Consider the following 16,530-nt stretch of genomic DNA (forward strand, 5'->3'; position numbering starts at 1 on the left):
CAACGCTGCCTCGTCAGCGCTGACGGGACGGTGTGGCTTTTCGGTGCATTCGGATGTCGACGCGGTGGTCGCCGGGGTCGAGTCGCTTGACTCGGCCGTGGCAGCACACCCTGCTGCAAACGCGAGCGTGAGTGCGGCGCTGGCCAACGCGGCTACCAGCGGGTTCGTTCCCATGCGCACGGACGATATAGGTAGACCATGCTTCCCGCGGTCGGGGACGGCTCGGGACGCGGCTGGAGTCCGCTCGGCGGGAGAGGCCGATCCAGCTTGCCGGCGGACCAGTGGACTCGACGAAGCCGTTGAGCAACTGACGGGATGCGGACGAGGGTCGGGCTCATGCACTCGGCCCTGCCCTTCTCCGGCGACGCGGACGACGGCACCCAGGGACGAATCCAGTTCAGGCCGCCCGACAACGAGGCACGCACCCCTGTCAACGTGAGCGGAGCCATCGGGCGCTCCGCAGACGCGGGAGTCCTCCTTGTCGGCCTTGCTCGCTACACAATCGGACTCCAGATCGAGCTGGCCGACCGGTGTCGCATCGATCCCGATCTCGGCGATCGCAAGCACTCGACAGTCGACGCGGGACTGCTCCCCGGAGTGGGATTCGCCTACGGACGTACCGCCGTAGTCGCCGGGCGGCGCTACAGCTTGAAGCACTGGCCGGCGGCAAGCGAGCTGGTGCTCACCTCCTTGAGTGGTAGTGGTAGTGGCAGTGGCGGCGAGTGGTCGAGCGCCCCGTGGTTCACCCCAGCACCGCCGCTCGGAGACCTGGTGCTCACCGTCGCCGACCGGCCTCGGCGCTGACAAGTCGACTTTCACCGTGGATGCCGAAGCATTTTGAACTGCGGTCGAGACGGTCGAGGTCTTGTGACCGAGCGAGCCTTGTCAGGCGTATCCGACCATTCAGCCGCCGCCGCTCGATGTACCGCCCGGCGGCTAGTTCGCACGGGCACTTCCGACGGTGAAGCGCGACGAGACCAGCGCACCCTGCGGCAGAGCCGTGGTCCCCCTCTGCAATTGCGGTGAGATAGCTGCGGCACGCCGACGACTGTCGCCGCAAGCCCAGTGGTCCGCGCCTCCCGGCATCCCTTCGCCGGTAGTGCCACAGTGACCGACGTGACGAACGAGGAGCGCGGCCCGGAGGTGGTTGTACGGCTGACGCCGGATGAAGCCCTCGTGCTCCACGCCTGGCTTGCGGACAACAACGAACGCCGCGCTCTTCCCATCGGCGACCAGTCCGAACAGCGCGTTCTCTGGGACCTTGAGTCTGCGCTCGAGCCACAGCTTCCCGTGCTGTTCGGTCCTACCTACCAACAGGACCTCGGCATCGCCCGCGCCGCTCTGCGCGACCCGGAGGAGTAGCCACCCGCGGCAGAGCACCCTGGCTTTCCGGGGAAAGCTCGGGCGCGATCGGTGAAAGCTTCCGGGCCCACACACCGGAACCGCTCTTTCCGCGCTGCTTGATGGCGACGAAGGTTCGGGGACCTGTACTCGTCGCACCCACGGCAGTGGTTGCGCGCCGGTGGAGTCTCCCTCGCGTCTTGCACACATTTCCGCACACCTGTAGGTAGGAGCGCTCGCGCGAGGTGCTTCCACGGGAGGTGCTTGCGATGCTGTCGATGCACAAACTGACCGTCGGCGACGGGTACGCCTACCTGACACGGCACGTCGCGGCCGGCGACGCGGGGCTGTCCGCTGCAGACTCACTGACCGCGTACTACGAGCAGACGGGCAACCCGACGGGCCGGTGGATCGGCGGCGGTCTGCACGCGCTCGGCGGCGAGCGGCTTGAGGTCGGCGCGGCTGTGTCCGAGGCAGCGATGACGGCGGTCTTCCGTGACGGGCGCGACCCGGTCACGCTTGAGCCGTTGGGCACGCCGTACAAGCGGTTCGTGCCCGGCGAGAGCCGGCACACCGTCGCCGGGTACGACCTCACCTTCACGGCGCCGAAGTCTGTCTCGGTCCTGTGGGGGTTGGCCGACGACCGGACGCGAGCCACGCTCTACGACGCGCACCGCGCCGCCCTCTCCTCGGCTCTGCGGTTCGTGGAGCACTCGGTGATCCGGACGCGGGTCGGTGCGGCTGGCTGCCGGCAGGTCCGGACGCGTGGCATGGTCGCTGCCGCGTTCGATCACTGGGACTCCCGTGCCGGCGACCCCAACTTGCACACGCACGTGGTCGTCGCGAACAAGGCCCAGGGGCCTGACGGTGCGTGGCGGTCGGTGGATGGCCGCACGTTGCATGCCGCCGTGGTGACGGTCTCCGAGCTGTACGACGCGTTGCTTGCCGACGAGGTCTCGCGCCGGCTGGGTGCGACATGGTCGACGCGATCACGTGGAGAGCGTCGCAACCCGGCGTTCGAGGTGGACGGCGTCGACGAGGACCTGCTGGCCGAGTTCTCCGCACGGTCCGAGCAGATCCACTGCGCGGAGCAGCGCTGGGCCGACGAGTTCGCTGAGCAGCGTGGCCGGGTGCCCTCACGCGTCGAGACGACGAGGGCGCGCCAGCACCTGACCCGCGAGACTCGTCCCCCGAAGGTCGTCCGAGCGCTGCATGAGCTGCTGACCGACTGGGCGAGCCGAGCCCGTGCGGTGACCGGCGTCGAGCCGGTCGACCTGGCCGCCCGCGCGCTAGCCGGCCGCTACAGCCGTCCGCTGCGTGCCGGCGATGTCGGGCCGGAGGTCCGCGCCGCGATCGTCGCACAGGTCCTCGAGGACGTCTCGGCCCGCCGATCGGTCTGGTCGACCTGGAACCTAGGTGCGGCCGCGCTCCGGTCCTCCCTGGCGCTGCGCATGGCCTCATCCGAGGACCGGCTCCAAATGACCAACACGCTCGTGACCGAGGCCCGCAAGGCATGCGTTCGCCTCGACGACGACACCGAGCCGACTCGCCGGCGCGTCGGGGAGGAGACGTTCACGTCGGTCGAGCTGTTGGAGGCGGAGCGGACGTTGCTCGACGCCGCTGAGGCGACCGTGCCGCTGGGCATCCACCCGCTGGCTGCGCGTCTTGCAGACCGGCACATGGAGCACCTGTCCGACGACCAACGGGAGGCCGCCAAGTTTGTGCTGCTCTCGCCGCAGCAGCTCGACGTGCTCGTCGGGCCGGCCGGCACTGGCAAGACCACCACGCTGGCGGCGCTGGCCGACGAGTGGCGACAGACGCGCGGGACCGTCGTCGGACTCGCACCGTCGGCCAGCGCGGCCGCGACGCTCTCGACGGCTCTGGGGGCACGGTGCGAGACCGCGGCCAAGTGGATTTACGAGTCGGTCGGCGATGGGGCGGCGCAACGCACCGTGCGGTACGCGGCCGACCGGGCCGTACTGACGGATCCGACCGCGATGTACGGGGATCGGCGCGCAGCGAACGAGCGCTGCTACACGCTCGCTGCCGACCAGGAGCATTGGCGGTTCCGACGTGGAGATCTGGTCATCGTCGACGAAGCGTCCATGGCCGACACCCGCACCCTGGCCGGCCTCGTCGACCAAGCCAAAGAGGCCGAGGCGAAGGTGCTACTGGTCGGAGATCACCTGCAACGGGGAGCGGTTGATGCCGGCGGGGCGTTCGGGATGCTCGCCCGCCGGGGACCGACTGCCGAGCTGCGCACCCTGTGGCGGTTCAGCCAGCCCTGGGAAGCCCGGGCCACCCTCGAGCTGCGCCACGGCGACCCGTCCGCCCTCGACGCCTACGCCCGGCACGATCGGATCAGCCACGGCGCGCACGACGACATGCTCGACGACGCCCTCACCGCCGCGGCTGCGGCCGAGGACAAAGGACGGATCGTGCTGCTCGCTGCGGCGGACCGGCGCACCGTCAACGAACTCAACGCTCGCAGCCGTGCCGATCGCGTCCGCGTCGGCGAGGTTGGCACCACCGGGATCCCCCTGAGCGACGGACTGACCGGTGGCGTCGGAGACCGTGTAGTCACTCGTCGCAACAACCGGCGACTGCGCACGAGCGACGGATTCGTTCGCAACGGCGACCTGTGGCAGATCGCCGACGTCCTGCCCGACGGCGGCCTCCGAGTCGCACCCGCCGGCGATCCGACGAGCGGCACTCTGCGGCTTCCCGCGCGCTACGTGGCCGAGTCGGTCGAGCTCGGCTACGCCACGACCACCGCTCGCAGCCAAGGGATGACGGTCGACGAGACGCATACGGTCGTCACCGCTGGCATGGGCCGTGAGGACCTCTACGTCTCCCTCACGCGCGGGCGCCACCTCAACCGGCTGTACGTCGCCACTGAACGCCCCGACCCAGACTGCCTCCCCGGCGGCGAACGGGAGGGCGCAAGCGAACTCCTCGGCCGCATCCTCGCGACCACGCACGCCGAGACCTCGGCCACCGAGACCTGGGCGGCCCACCACCCTGAACGCCCAGACCCGCCGCACTGGCCGGGCCGTCCACAGTCCGCCATCCCGCCGCTGCGTCCACAGATCACGCGCAGCCCGTTGACGCCCCCGACCAGCCCGAGTCCCGATGGACCTGTGCTGGAGCGGTGGTGACCGCAATCCCCGTCAACCCACGCAAGGAGAACGACCATGACGACAACGACGCAGTCCGAGACGCCCGCACCCGTCATCACCCCCCGTCGGCAGTACTACCGCGTGAAGGACGCGGCGGCCGTCCTCGGGGTGCCGGTGCGAACGCTCTACCACCTGGCCGAGACCGAGCAGATCCCCTGCCGCCGGCTCGGCACCGTCATCCTCATCCCGGCCTCGTGGGTCGATCGGGAGCCCGCGCAGCCGCGCCGACGCTGATGTCCGTCACTCGGCGGACACTCCCCTCGGGCAAGGTGACCTGGCGCGCGAAGGTCTTCTTCGAGCACCGGGTGATCGCCGAGAAGTCGTTCCAGCGGAAGACCGATGCCAAGCGCTGGGAGGCCGACCAGCTGGTCAAGCTCCAGAGCGGCACCTGGATCGACCCGACCCGCGGCCGGGTGTCGTTCGGTTCGCTCGCCGAGGAGTGGCAGAACTCGCGACAGCACCTTGCGGTCCGGAGCCAGGAGACGACGCGGTTCCTGCTCGACTCCTACGTCATCCCTGTCATCGGGCGCCTCCCGATCGCCGTCATCTCCGCGACGGACGTCGAGCGAGTGCTCACGGCGATGACGGTCCGCGGGCTGGCGACGGCAACCCGTCGGCGGGTCCTGTCCGTCATGCGCGTGGTGCTCGACTATGCCGTCCGCGACCGGCGCATCTCGGTCAACGTCGCCCGCTCGATCCCGCTCCCGAAGGGCACGACCAAGCGCGAGCCGCACTGGCTGCGCGCGGAGCAGCTGGGCAAGCTTGCCGACGCCATGCCGCCGAACTGCCGGCCGGTCGTGCTCTTCCTCGGCCTGGCCGGCTGCCGGTTCTCGGAGATGTGCGCGCTGCGGGTCGACGACGTCGTCCAGACACCGCACGGCCTCGGAGTCCGGATCCACCGCGCGGCCCCACAGTCGAAGAAGACGAGCGGGGCGGTGTTCGGCCCGACGAAGACGCACCAGACCCGCACGGTGCCGGTCCCGCCGACGCTCGACACCTACGTCCGAGACCGCGTCGACAGTGCTCCGTCCGGCTCGTATCTGTTCCCCAGCCCGACGGGCGCGATCTGGACCAACACCAACTTCCGAGTCCGGTCGCGCTGGACCGAGACGACACAGACTGTCGGCCTGGCCGGCACGACGATCCACGACCTCCGCCACACCGCCGCTTCGCTGCTCATCGCCGCCGGCGCCGACGTGAAGGCGGTCCAGATGATCCTCGGTCACGCCACCGCGACGATGACGATGGACCTCTACGGCCACCTGTTCTCTGAGGCGCCGTGGGTGGCAATGGAGCGGATGCCGATGTTCCCGGACCCGAAGCCGGGCGGCGCGGAGGCCGCGGCGCCAGGAGGCTCGGTCCTCTGATCACATTGACGCGAGCACAGCCGCGAGAGACGGTCGGCGMGCGCGCTCGCCTCACTCTGATCAGACGTGCTACCGGCTACGAGGCACGATGCTGTGGCGCGTTGACGACCTCGGGCAGGCCGATCAGGTCCCGGACCCGACCGGCGGCTCGGGCCGCCGTGCGCCCCAGGCCCGTGAGTCCGTAGGCCTCCACAAGCTCGCCGTCCCGCGTGGTGAGCGCGACTGTGCAAAGCCACGAAGTACTGCTGTTCCAGGTCATGGCACCGTCGTAGTTGCGGACTTGGACTCGCTCGACATCTGCGAGCCGCACCCGGCGGGTACTCAGAAGGTTTCGGACGATCGCGTGCGAATCGGTGACAGTCACGCCCAGACGGGTGGCTCGAATGGCAGCAACGATCGAAGCGGCCACGAACAGCGACGCGAACAGGGAGAACGCGGGCTTCACCGGCGGAGGAGGATCGACCATTCCTCCTACCCAGGCAAGTGCGAAGACGGTCCACGAGCCGACCAAGACGGCGCAACAGATGGGCGCCCGGACGACGCCGCGCACCGTCTTGATCGGTTCCGTCGACACGCCAGCAAGTATCCGAGACGTTCTCAATCACGTGCGACCGAGTGTGTGGAGGAGCGCCGAGACCTGCTTCGCGAGCGCCATCTTGACCACGATCATCGTCTGGTCGCGCTGCTGCTCGACTGACTCACCTACCAGTACCGCTCCCACTCGGCGATCGCTGCGGACGCGGCGTCAGCCGCCCCCAGCAGCTTCGCCGTCGGGAACGGGGGCGGCTCTTGACGCTGCGACCACGTCGGATGCAGAAGCGCAAAGCTGCCGTCCGATAGGCGAACAATCACGTCGTCGCTGGCCCCGAAGAACGCCTCTACGCGATCGATCCGACCGTGCAGGGGATGCCCAGGCGCGATCTCCTTGGACAGTTCGGCACCGACGCCAGCTCTCTTGTCAGCCGCCGCCGGATCCGGAGGATCACCGAGGCCCCACCACCGCTCAGATAGCTCCAGATCCGCCATTGGCTGATCGTTCCACGGCGGTCAGACGAACAGCGGCCGTCCGGCTAACGTGTTGGTCCCGTCGCGCAGCGTGCCGCTGGCACGGAGTCGACTTCACCCGGGTCGGTAGGTGTGACAGACCCCGTAAGGTCCGCGTGCCTCGCCATGCCTCGCCCGCCGACCGCGCCAGGCGCCGACGTGAGTGCGGTCTAGAAGATCTTCGGACACGCCGCCACCGCGGGGCGGCCTGCCGGAGGGTGGCCTGGTCATCCTTCTTCAGGGCCGCGCAGATACCGTCTGCGGGGTGACCGAGAGCGACCTGACCGAGCGCCTGCAAGAGTCCATCGATGAACTGGCAAACATGCTCCGGCGGTACGGGGAGTCTCATTGGTCGGAATGGTTGCCTGCAGCGGCGGAGCGCATTGAGCAGGGTGACGCCGGAGCCCTGGATCAGCTCCTACGGTCCTTTGGTGGGATGGGCAGCCTGAACGACATCGTGCTCTCACAGCGAGACGGCAGCGACCTTCGCGCGGAGGAGTGGCAAGCCGTCAACCTCGGACTCCGAGAGCTCCTCGAGCTCGTCTACGAGCGTGCTAGCGCATTGCGCGGCGCCGGGCTGTAGACATCCGCCTCGGATAGTGCCATCCGCCGCGGCAACGACCGAAAGCAACTCCCACTAAGCCTGATCGGCTCGCTCCGCACGCACGGCCTCGAGATGTCGCGCCTGCCGCACGAGCAGCAGGTCGTCGATCACCGTCAGTACTTCATCCCACGCAGCTTCAGCATCGATCACGCCTAGCGCCGTCCTGGGATAGCGCCTGGTCGCATCGATCACCGCGTCGTAAAGCTCGCGCTCGCTATGGTGCGCGTCTTTCCGCTGTCGCGTCAGCACCCCGACCAGCCACTGGGTGTCGCGCTGCCACTCCGGGTTACCCAGAGACCGCACGCGCAGGTAGCCCAGTCCGTCCCAGCGTCGTCGCGAGTGCCACTTCCGTGAGTTCGCATCAGGCAGTCCGGCTGGCGGCTCTTTCATGCCGCCATGTTGCCCGACGACATCCCGTGTCCACTTCGGAATTCCGCGACGCGCTCTGATCGAGGGCCACGGACGGCGGACCACACTGCTGACCACATGCTGACCACGAGGCCCCTGCAAGCACCGCAGCGGACTCATCGGCTGCAGCCGCACCGGCCCTGACCTGCAACAACACACTGTGCGCCTGGGCAGATTCGAACTGCCGACACCCGCTTTAGGAGAGCGGTGCTCTATCCCCTGAGCTACAGGCGCCCGAGACCGCCGAAGTGGTCCTGGCGAGCGACGCGCGACCCTCTCCGGAGGGCCCCACGGCCGCTGGCAGCCTACCCGAGACGCGGTCGCGAACGCCCCGTCCTGACGGCAGATCCGCGTGATTGCCCTTGGCAGACCCGCCCCGGAGCCGCCAGAGTCGTGCCATGCCCACAGCCGCAGCGCTGACCGACAGGTTCGAGGGCGAGGTCCTCGTGCCCGACTCGCCCGGGTACGACGAGGCGCGTGCCGTCTGGAACGGCGCCGTCGACCGCCGCCCGGCCGTCGTCGTGCGCTGCGCCGGCACCGACGACGTGCGCGCCGCGGTCCGGCTCGCGCGGGAGCGAGGGTTGCCGCTCGGCGTGCGGGGCGGTGGGCACAGCGCCGCGGGATGGGCGGTGCCCGACGGCGGGCTGATGATCGACCTGTCGCGGATGCGCGAAGTAGAAGTCGATCCGGATGCACGCACCGCGCAGGTGCAGGGCGGGGCGCTGCTCGGGTCGCTCGACGCGGCGACGCAGCCGTACGGTCTCGCGACGACCGCCGGGATCGTGTCGCACACCGGCATCGGCGGGCTGGCGCTCGGCGGGGGCGTCGGCTGGCTCGGTCGCCAGGTGGGGCTGACCTGCGACAACGCCCTGGGGTACGAGATCGTCACGGCCGACGGCGAGCTGAAGCACGCATCATCCGACGAGAATCCCGACCTGTTCTGGGGCTTGCGGGGCGGTGGCGGCAACTTCGGTGTCGTCACGCGGTTCGACCTCCGGCTGCACGACGTCGGCACGCAGGCGCTCGTCGTGGAGGTGGACCTGGTCCCCGCGCACGGGCTCGATGCGCTCCGGACGTGGCTCGCGGGGTCCGACGAGGCATCGCGGCGCGCGACCTTCTTCGCGGAGGTCAGTGCGCACGGGCCGCTCACGCTCGGGTTCGTCTGGGTCGGCCCGCCCGACGACGCCGGGCCGCTGATCGCGCAGCTCGACGGGCTCGGACCTGTGCTGGCCCGCCGGGTCACACCAATCAGCTACCTCGACCTGCAGCGACAGTCCGACGTCGGCTCCGCGTACGGCTACCGGCGCTACGCCAAGAGCCACTACGTCCGGGAGCTGCCTGACGCGGCGCTCGAGGCGTTCCTCGCCCACACCGAGGCAGACGTCGGCGCCGCGAGCTTCGTCGCGTACGGCGGCGCCATCGCGGACGTCGACCCGGGCGCGACGGCCTTCGCGCACCGGGACACGCGGTTCGAGTACGACGTCGGCGCCAAGTGGGCGGACCCGGCCGACGACGAGCGGCACGCCGCGACGTGCCGACAGCTAGCCGCGACGATCGAGCCCTGGAGTCGCGGGGTCTACGTCAACGCGCTCGGGGTCGAGGGTGCCGCGGGCGTGCACCGGGCGTACGACGACAGCACCTACGCGCGGCTGCAGGACGTCAAGTCCGCCTGGGACCCGGACAACGTCTTCCGGCTCAACCAGAACATCCCGCCGGCCTAGGACGTCAGCCCGTGCCGCGGCAGACGAACCCCGTCCGAACCCTGACCCGACGGAGCAGGGAGCGCACCAACCATCCGGTGGGTGCGCTCCCTGCTCGTCAACGCATGACCGTCACTACGATGACCACGTCGTCGTACGCCGCCGGACGAGGACGAGCAGGGTGCCGATCGTGAGCGCCGCGATGCCCAGCGCGAGCCCTGTCGCCGTGTCCGAGCCGGTCGCAGCGAGCGTGCCGCTGTTCGCTGTGGTGTCGCTCGGCCCCGCAGCGAGGACCTCGGTGATCACCGGCGGCTCAGATGGGGCGACGAGCGCGGGCACCGACGGGTCCACCAGCACCACGTCGACCGGATCGGTCGGATCCGGGTCCACCACAGGCGGCGTGGTCGGGTCCGGGTCCACCACAGGCGGGCTGCTCGGGTCCGGGTCCACCACAGGCGGGCTGCTCGGGTCCGGGTCCACCACAGGCGGCGTGCTCGGGTCCGGGTCCACCACAGGCGGCGTGCTCGGGTCTGGGTCCACCACAGGCGGCGTCGTGCAGACCGGCGCCTGCTTGCCCTCACCAAAGTGCTCGTTGTACGCGGAGATCTGCACCCAGGTGATGCAGTACCCACCCGGGAAGTCGGCGGGGTCGTACCTGGGGTGGTCGGTCCAGGTGTAGACGGACTTCCCGATGTACTGACCCATCGGCCACTGACCGTTGTCCGGGACCGCCTGGTGCACGTTGAACTCACGCAGACCCGAACCGTCCAACTTGGTCATGCGGTAGTTGATGTGGCCGTTCGCCTCGAACGTGGTGCCGGCAGGCAGCGTCAGGTTCTGGGCGGTCACGGTGTAGGGGGTGGGGCTGTCGGAACCGCCCGCGTGGGCGGCGGTGGGGACGAGGATGAGTGCAGCGGCGAGCGCAGCTGCGCCCAGGATTCGGGAGCGCACGGGAATCACAGCTCTCAGGCAGGGTGGCGGGACGTCGTGGAAGTGACGACGTGTCGAGCGTTGTGGGATCCGCGTGGCGGATCCGGGTGGGGCGCGTCGCGGCGTGGCCGCGGAGTCGGTCGAGGGTGCTCAGCCCTGACGAGTCAGCCCGATACGAAGGGCGCAGCGGGATTCTCGGTGGTTCCTGGTCATCCGTCTCGCCTCCTCCGTCGTCGTTGAGGCAATTCTAAGTCCGGTGTTGGACATGCGTCCAGATCACGCACTGTTAGGTGCGACACGCGCCCGACCCCTGCACCTGCGGCCGTCGCCCGGGCCCGTCGTGTCCCGACCTAGCCGCACCTGTGACACACGTGCTCTCGTGGGGCGATGGGGGCGCCTCAGGAGCGCACTCGCGTCACAAGAGCGGCTAGGTAGACACGGCTGCCGAGCAGGGAGAGCCGGAGCAGTGACGCGGCCGCGGCGTCAGCGCAGGACGACCGACAGGCCCTCGCGCGAGTGGACGCCGGTCTTCGCGAACACGCGGGCCAGGTGGCTGTCGACGGTCCGCACCGACAGGGTCAGCCGGAGGGCGATCGCGCGGGAGGTCATGCCACCGGCGGCCAGGGCGGCGATCTCCTGCTCGCGACGCGTCAGGGCGACGGGCGCCTCGAGCGGCGGAAGCCACAGGCCGACCCGGTTCAGGGCGCGCTCGGCGATGCGGATGAGGTCGGGGTCGCCGACGGCGAGGGCGGACACATGGGCGACGAGGGCCTCGGCGCGAGGACCGTCGACGACGCCGGCGAGCTCGCTGACGCGGGCGAGCACGAGCGGGTCGACGACGCGCCCGCGGCCGTGCCGGTCGACGCAGCGGTGCAGGGCCTCGAGCTCGACGCGGACCAGACCGGCCGCGGCGGCCCACGAGGCCAGGGACGCGGCCTCGGCGGTGCCGCGCGGGTCCCTCATCCAGAGCAGGGCGTCGACGCGCAGCAACCGGACCTCGGGCTCGAGCCCGCCGAACGAGCGCAGCGGCGAGGCGTCGAGATCGGTCAGCAGAGCGCGCGCGGCGGAGCCGTCACCGGATGCGGCGGCCGCGACGGCCTCGGCGGCCTGTGTGAAGATCGAGACGCCGCCGAGCTCGGCGAGGCCGAGACGCGCGGACGCGGCGTGCAGGTCGGTGCGGGCCGACGACCACGAGCCGTGCGCGATGCCGAGCAGGCCGCGCGTCACGTGGGTGGTCACCCATTCGAAGGCGGGGTCCGCCGACCGGGCGAGCGCGAAGGCCTCGGCGGAGACGAGGTCGCCGGACCACAGGGTGGTGAGGAACGTCGCGACAGCCACCTCGCCGACGGCCCAGCGGTAGGAGTCGCGGTGCGCGACGGCCAGCTGCGCGTACCGGGAGGCGATCCGGTGCGCGTCGGCGAAGCGGCCCGACTGGGCCAGGCCGAGGATCGTCGGGCAGGCCAGCGGAAGAGCGATGCCGCCGACGGACGGGGACAGCAGCACCGCGAGCGCCGCGTCGAGGTCCGCTCGGCCCGCGTAGCCGAGGCGGGTCAGTCGAGCGACGTCGAGCTCTCGTCGGCCCAGCAGCGCGAGCCCGGGCGGCAGACCGTCCAGCCACCACTCGGTGGGGCCGAAGGCGATGAGCGCCTGGAGCAGGTCGCCGTCCTGGTAGTGCGCGATCCCGGCCTGCATCGCGGTCGCAGCGACCATGAGCCGCACGGCGCGCGAGCCGGGGCCCACCAGCAGGCGGATGGCGTCGACGGCCTCGGCCAGGTCGCGGGACGCCTGCGCGATCTCGTCCATGTGCCACCACGCGTCGGCCCGCTGCACCAGCAGCTCGATGCGGTGGATGTCCTCGATCAGGCCGCGGCGCAGGGCGGCCGTGATGATCCGGACCGCGGTATCGGGCTGCTGCATCTCGAACGCCGCGTCGATCGCGGCGCGCAGGCGCGACGGGTCGACGGGCATGTCGCAGTCGAGCGAGAGCGACACGGACCGCACCAGCGCGGGACCGCTGCGCTGGCCGTCGTGCGTGAGCTCGGCCACCGCGAGCAGCACCTGGCGACGCTGGGCGCGCGGGATGCCCGAGCGGACGGCCTCGGCGTAGAGGGCGTGGGCGAGGTCGACGAGCACGTCGCCGGACCCGGCCACCGAGATGCGCGGGGTCAGGGTCACCAGACCGACGCGCGTGAGCTCGTCGATGGCGGGCCGGGGCACCAGGTCGAGCAGTGCGCTGAGCGGGATCGGGCAGGCCAGCGAGGCGATCTCGAGCGCGGAGCGGGCGTCCGTGGACAGCAGCGCCATGTCGTGGGCGACGAGGTCCAGGAGCCGGCGCCCGGGGGTCGCGCGACCCGTCCACACCCACACGCCGTCGACCTGCCGCAGCGCTCCGCCCAGCCGGTCCGCGCGCACGACCTCGGAGAGGTGGAACGCGTTGCCACCGGTCTCGGCCCACACGCGGCGGACGGTGTCGATGGAGACCTGGCCCCCGAGCTCCGCGACGAGCCAATGCTCGACCTCGGCCAGCGTGAACGCGGGGACGTCGACGCGCTCGACCACGTCGTCCTTCCACAGCTCCAGCCACGGCGAGCCGGCCACGGCGGACGCCCGGGCGGTCGCGACGAGCTGGACCTCCCCCTGCTGCACCATCCAGCCGAGAGCCTGTGAGCTGGCGGTGTCGAGCAGGTGGGCGTCCTCGACGCGGAGCACCAGCGGGCCACCGCGGGCGCGACCGCGCAGCGAGGCGGCGACGGCGTCGACGGTCCGCGCGACGCTGCCCAGCGAGACGAGCGCGTCGTCACCCAGCAGCGGCTCCAGAGCACCGAGCGGGATGCCGCCGCGCGCCGAGGCGCCCGAGATCGTCACCACGTGCGGGACGGTCTCGTCGGCAACCCTCAAGGAGGACAGCGCCGCCGTCACCAGGTGCGTCTTGCCCACCCCGGCATCGCCGACGACGAGCACCGAACGACCCTCGGCGAGCTCGGAACGAACCTGGTCCACCACGGGGCGCGCGAGCATGGTGCGGCGCCGGCTGTGGTGCGGCTGGACGACAGCGGGAAGCTTGGGAAGGGGGAGGGAGAGCGACGTCACCGTCGACGTCGACGGATGCTCCTCACCTGCCACCATCGGCTACCCACCTCGTGCACGACACAGCGTCGGACTCGTGTCCTTAGCCTGTGTGTCGACACCGTGCAACTCGAACTTGAGCACTTGTGCCGGTTCGCACCCTATGGCTCCCGACGGGGGTTTGAAAACCTCGGTAGCGATTACCGATGCCCGCTACCGAGGCGCGTCCATACCGTGACGACGACACACCCGCGTCGCAGCGTCCCCGCGCAGGTCATGCCCGGGCGGGAGCGATCCAAGCTAAGGATGGCCAGTGCCCACATACACCGCGCCCGGCGTCTACGTCGAAGAGATCCCCTCGTCCCAGAAGGTCCTCGCCTCGGCGCCGACCGCTGTGGCTGCTTTCGTGGGGTTCACCGAGCGAGCGCCCCAGGACGACCCCAACGACCCGCAGGGCCTCGCGCCCCGGCTGGTCACCAGCTGGACCCAGTTCGAGGCCCTCTACGGAGGCTTCGTCGAAGGGGCGATCCTGCCCCTGTCCGTGTACGGCTACTTCCTCAACGGCGGCAGCCTCGCGTACATCGTCCGCGTGCCCAACGCCGAGCCGTCCGGTGAGCCCGCTCGCCTGGCCCTCCCGGCCGCGGACCGCTCGCTCGGCCTGCCGATCTCGGTGGAGTCCGTCGAGCCCGACGCCAACATCACGGTCGTCGTGGAGGCTGCCGAGGTCGCCGACGACCACGACGGTCCCGCGCCCTTCAGCATCACGATCGTCGACGGCGGCGAGGCCGTCGAGAGCTACGACGACCTGACGCTCGGTGGCCCGCGCGATGCCGCGACGGTCATCAACAAGACGTCCAAGCGCGTCAAGGTCGAGGTCAAGCTCGCCGAGGACGTCGACCTGACGAGCCAGCTCGAGCTGCTGAAGCCGGGCGCCTACACGCTCGAGCAGGCCGCCGCCAAGCCCGTCCCGGTCAACGGCCGCAAGTTCGCGGGCTCGGAGTCGGCACGCACCGGCATCGCCGGCCTCGCGATCGCCGACGACGTCACGATCGTCCTGGTCCCCGACCTGGTCACGGCCGCGACCAAGGAGGACGGGTCGCTCGACCTCGGCCTCTGGAAGGCCGTGCAGACGAGCCTCATCGCGCACTGCGAGCAGCACGCCAACCGCGTCGCCATCCTGGACGCCCCTCCCGGACTGACGCCGCAGGCCGTCAAGGAGTGGCGCACGGACACCGCGCAGTTCGACTCCGCGTTCGCGACGCTCTACTACCCCTGGATCAAGGTCGAGAACCCGACCGGCTCCAACGGCAACTCCGAGATCCTGATCCCGCCGTCGGGCCACGTGGCCGGCGTCTGGGCCCGGACCGACGAGACCCGCGGCGTGTGGAAGGCCCCGGCCAACGACACCATCCGTGGCGTCCTGGACGTCGAGCGGAGCATCACGCAGGCCGAGCAGGGCGTGCTCAACCCGCTGGGCATCAACGCGATCCGGCCGTTCGGCCAGCGCGGCATCCGCATCTGGGGCGCCCGCACGCTCGCGTCGGACACGGACTGGACGTACATCAACGTCCGCCGCCTGTTCAACATGATCGAGGCGACGATCCTCGAGGGCACCCAGTGGGCCGTCTTCGAGCCGAACAACGTGGCCCTGTGGGAAGGCGTCAAGCGCACCCTGAACGCCTACCTGCGCGGTCTGTGGTCGGCCGGCGCACTGTTCGGTCAGAGCCCGCAGGAGGCGTTCTTCGTCAACTGCGACGCGACGACCAACCCGCCCGAGTCGATCGATGCCGGCAAGCTCGTCGTCGAGGTGGGCATCGCGCCCGTCAAGCCGGCCGAGTTCGTGATCTTCCGCATCAGCCAGAACAAGCAGACCGCGTCCTGACCTTCTTCTCTTCCTGACCAAGGAGCACCTAGATGCCCAACGACCTCATTGCCACAGACCCACTCATCGCCCAGAACTTCTTCCTCGAGATCGACGGCGACGTCGTCACGATCCTCGCGTCCGTCTCCGGACTGGACGTCGAGATGGAGGTTGCCACCACGCAGCAGGTGGGCAAGGACGGCAAGTCCGTCCAGGTCAAGACCCTCGCCGGCCGCAACAAGGCCCCCGACCTCTCGCTCGTGCGGATGGCGCCGCCGGACTCCACGCAGGACAAGATGTGGGGCTGGTTCAACGACATCATGACCAAGGGCATCCTGCTGTCGGACCGCACCAACAACCGCAAGAACGGGTCGATCGTCATGTACGACTCCACCCACGTCGAGGTTGCGCGGTTCAACTTCACCAACGGCTGGCCGAGCAAGATCTCGACCGACCAGCTGAGCGTCGACTCGAACGACCCGGTGAAGGAGACCATCACCCTCACCATCGAGTCGCTCGCCAGGATCAAGTGACCCTCAAGACCCGCTACGAGTTCACGCTGCCCCGGGGGTATGTGGACCGGGACGGCGGACTCCACCGGGAAGGTGTCATGCGCCTCGCAACGGCGCGTGACGAGCTCGAGCCCCTGCGCGACCCCACGATCAGCGGCCCGGACGACCCGCGGCTGACGATCGTGGTGCTCGCGCGGGTGGTGGAGAAGCTGGGCACGTTGGTCATGGTCACGTCGCACGAGATCGAAGGTCTCTTCGCGGCGGACCTGGCCTACCTGCAGGACTTCTACGGCGTGATCAACTTCGGGTCGCAGGAGGAGTTCGACGAGTTCGTCGCTGCTCAGCAGCAGGCAGGACCCCTGCCCGGGTCGGCTCCGGAGCCTGTGGCTCCGGAGCCGGCTCCGGCCGCTGCTGGATCGTCGTCGGAGCCGGCGGGCCAGGCCACGACCCACACCACCACCTACCGGGCCGGTCGCGCGTCGATCGAGGAGATCCCGACCGAGGCACGGTAGGACCCG

General features: G+C 70.2%; 15 protein-coding genes and 1 tRNA gene. 10 read left to right on the forward strand and 6 right to left on the reverse strand.

All coding sequences use genetic code 11. From position 1 onward, the window contains the following. Positions 1-336 precede the first annotated feature (336 nt). The 5 genes from AC1DUE_RS15365 to AC1DUE_RS15385 all read left to right on the forward strand — a co-directional run bounded on the left by AC1DUE_RS15365 (position 337) and on the right by AC1DUE_RS15385 (position 5,887). Positions 337-804, forward strand: a complete 468-nt coding sequence (locus tag AC1DUE_RS15365; RefSeq protein ID WP_477040284.1) for a hypothetical protein — start codon at positions 337-339, stop codon at positions 802-804. 312 nt (positions 805-1,116) lie between these two features. Next, positions 1,117-1,362, forward strand: coding sequence for a hypothetical protein (locus AC1DUE_RS15370; protein ID WP_477040285.1), 246 nt, complete (start codon positions 1,117-1,119; stop codon positions 1,360-1,362). Positions 1,363-1,610: 248 nt separating this feature from the next. Then, complete coding sequence (gene mobF / locus AC1DUE_RS15375; protein WP_477040286.1) at positions 1,611-4,499, forward strand: MobF family relaxase; 2,889 nt, start codon at positions 1,611-1,613, stop codon at positions 4,497-4,499. Positions 4,500-4,535: 36 nt separating this feature from the next. Then, positions 4,536-4,754, forward strand: coding sequence for a helix-turn-helix domain-containing protein (locus AC1DUE_RS15380; protein ID WP_477040287.1), 219 nt, complete (start codon positions 4,536-4,538; stop codon positions 4,752-4,754). Between the two features lie 35 nt (positions 4,755-4,789). Continuing rightward, complete coding sequence (locus AC1DUE_RS15385; RefSeq protein ID WP_477040288.1) at positions 4,790-5,887, forward strand: tyrosine-type recombinase/integrase; 1,098 nt, start codon at positions 4,790-4,792, stop codon at positions 5,885-5,887. A gap of 76 nt (positions 5,888-5,963) precedes the next feature. Here AC1DUE_RS15385 and AC1DUE_RS15390 read toward each other — a convergent pair whose 3' ends face one another. After that, positions 5,964-6,461, reverse strand: coding sequence for a hypothetical protein (locus AC1DUE_RS15390; RefSeq protein WP_477040289.1), 498 nt, complete (start codon positions 6,459-6,461; stop codon positions 5,964-5,966). A gap of 128 nt (positions 6,462-6,589) precedes the next feature. Next, positions 6,590-6,913 (reverse strand): hypothetical protein, encoded by a 324-nt coding sequence (locus AC1DUE_RS15395; protein WP_477040290.1) that lies wholly within the window; start codon positions 6,911-6,913, stop codon positions 6,590-6,592. A gap of 283 nt (positions 6,914-7,196) precedes the next feature. On the opposite strand from AC1DUE_RS15395, the gene AC1DUE_RS15400 reads away from it, so the two are divergent. Further along, complete coding sequence (locus AC1DUE_RS15400; RefSeq protein ID WP_477040291.1) at positions 7,197-7,514, forward strand: DUF6966 domain-containing protein; 318 nt, start codon at positions 7,197-7,199, stop codon at positions 7,512-7,514. A gap of 54 nt (positions 7,515-7,568) precedes the next feature. On the opposite strand, the gene AC1DUE_RS15405 is transcribed toward AC1DUE_RS15400, so the two are convergent. After that, on the reverse strand, positions 7,569-7,925 hold the full coding sequence (locus AC1DUE_RS15405) for a hypothetical protein (protein WP_477040292.1): 357 nt from the start codon (positions 7,923-7,925) through the stop codon (positions 7,569-7,571). Between the two features lie 179 nt (positions 7,926-8,104). Beyond that, a tRNA-Arg gene (locus AC1DUE_RS15410) sits at positions 8,105-8,177 on the reverse strand. 164 nt (positions 8,178-8,341) lie between these two features. On the opposite strand from AC1DUE_RS15410, the gene AC1DUE_RS15415 reads away from it, so the two are divergent. Next, positions 8,342-9,664, forward strand: a complete 1,323-nt coding sequence (locus tag AC1DUE_RS15415) for an FAD-binding oxidoreductase (RefSeq protein ID WP_477040293.1) — start codon at positions 8,342-8,344, stop codon at positions 9,662-9,664. A gap of 114 nt (positions 9,665-9,778) precedes the next feature. Here the strand turns inward: AC1DUE_RS15415 and AC1DUE_RS15420 are convergent, their stop codons facing one another. Both AC1DUE_RS15420 and AC1DUE_RS15425 read right to left on the reverse strand, forming a co-directional pair. Beyond that, positions 9,779-10,594, reverse strand: coding sequence for an LPXTG cell wall anchor domain-containing protein (locus AC1DUE_RS15420; RefSeq protein WP_477040294.1), 816 nt, complete (start codon positions 10,592-10,594; stop codon positions 9,779-9,781). 462 nt (positions 10,595-11,056) lie between these two features. Next, a complete protein-coding gene (locus tag AC1DUE_RS15425; RefSeq protein WP_477040295.1) occupies positions 11,057-13,699 on the reverse strand; it encodes a helix-turn-helix transcriptional regulator in 2,643 nt (880 codons plus the stop codon). Between the two features lie 253 nt (positions 13,700-13,952). Here AC1DUE_RS15425 and AC1DUE_RS15430 point away from each other — a divergent pair, with 253 nt between their 5' ends. The 3 genes from AC1DUE_RS15430 (at position 13,953) to AC1DUE_RS15440 (ending at position 16,524) form a co-directional block, all read left to right on the forward strand. After that, positions 13,953-15,521 carry a phage tail sheath family protein gene (locus AC1DUE_RS15430; protein WP_477040296.1) on the forward strand — a complete coding sequence of 523 codons (1,569 nt, stop codon included), beginning with the start codon at positions 13,953-13,955 and terminating at the stop codon, positions 15,519-15,521. A 32-nt stretch (positions 15,522-15,553) separates the two neighbouring features. Next, on the forward strand, positions 15,554-16,033 hold the full coding sequence (locus AC1DUE_RS15435; RefSeq protein WP_477040297.1) for a phage tail protein: 480 nt from the start codon (positions 15,554-15,556) through the stop codon (positions 16,031-16,033). Positions 16,034-16,110: 77 nt separating this feature from the next. Further along, positions 16,111-16,524, forward strand: coding sequence for a hypothetical protein (locus tag AC1DUE_RS15440; protein ID WP_477040298.1), 414 nt, complete (start codon positions 16,111-16,113; stop codon positions 16,522-16,524). Positions 16,525-16,530: the final 6 nt, after the last annotated feature.

The sequence above is a fragment of the Cellulomonas sp. P4_A2 genome, assembly GCF_056402515.1.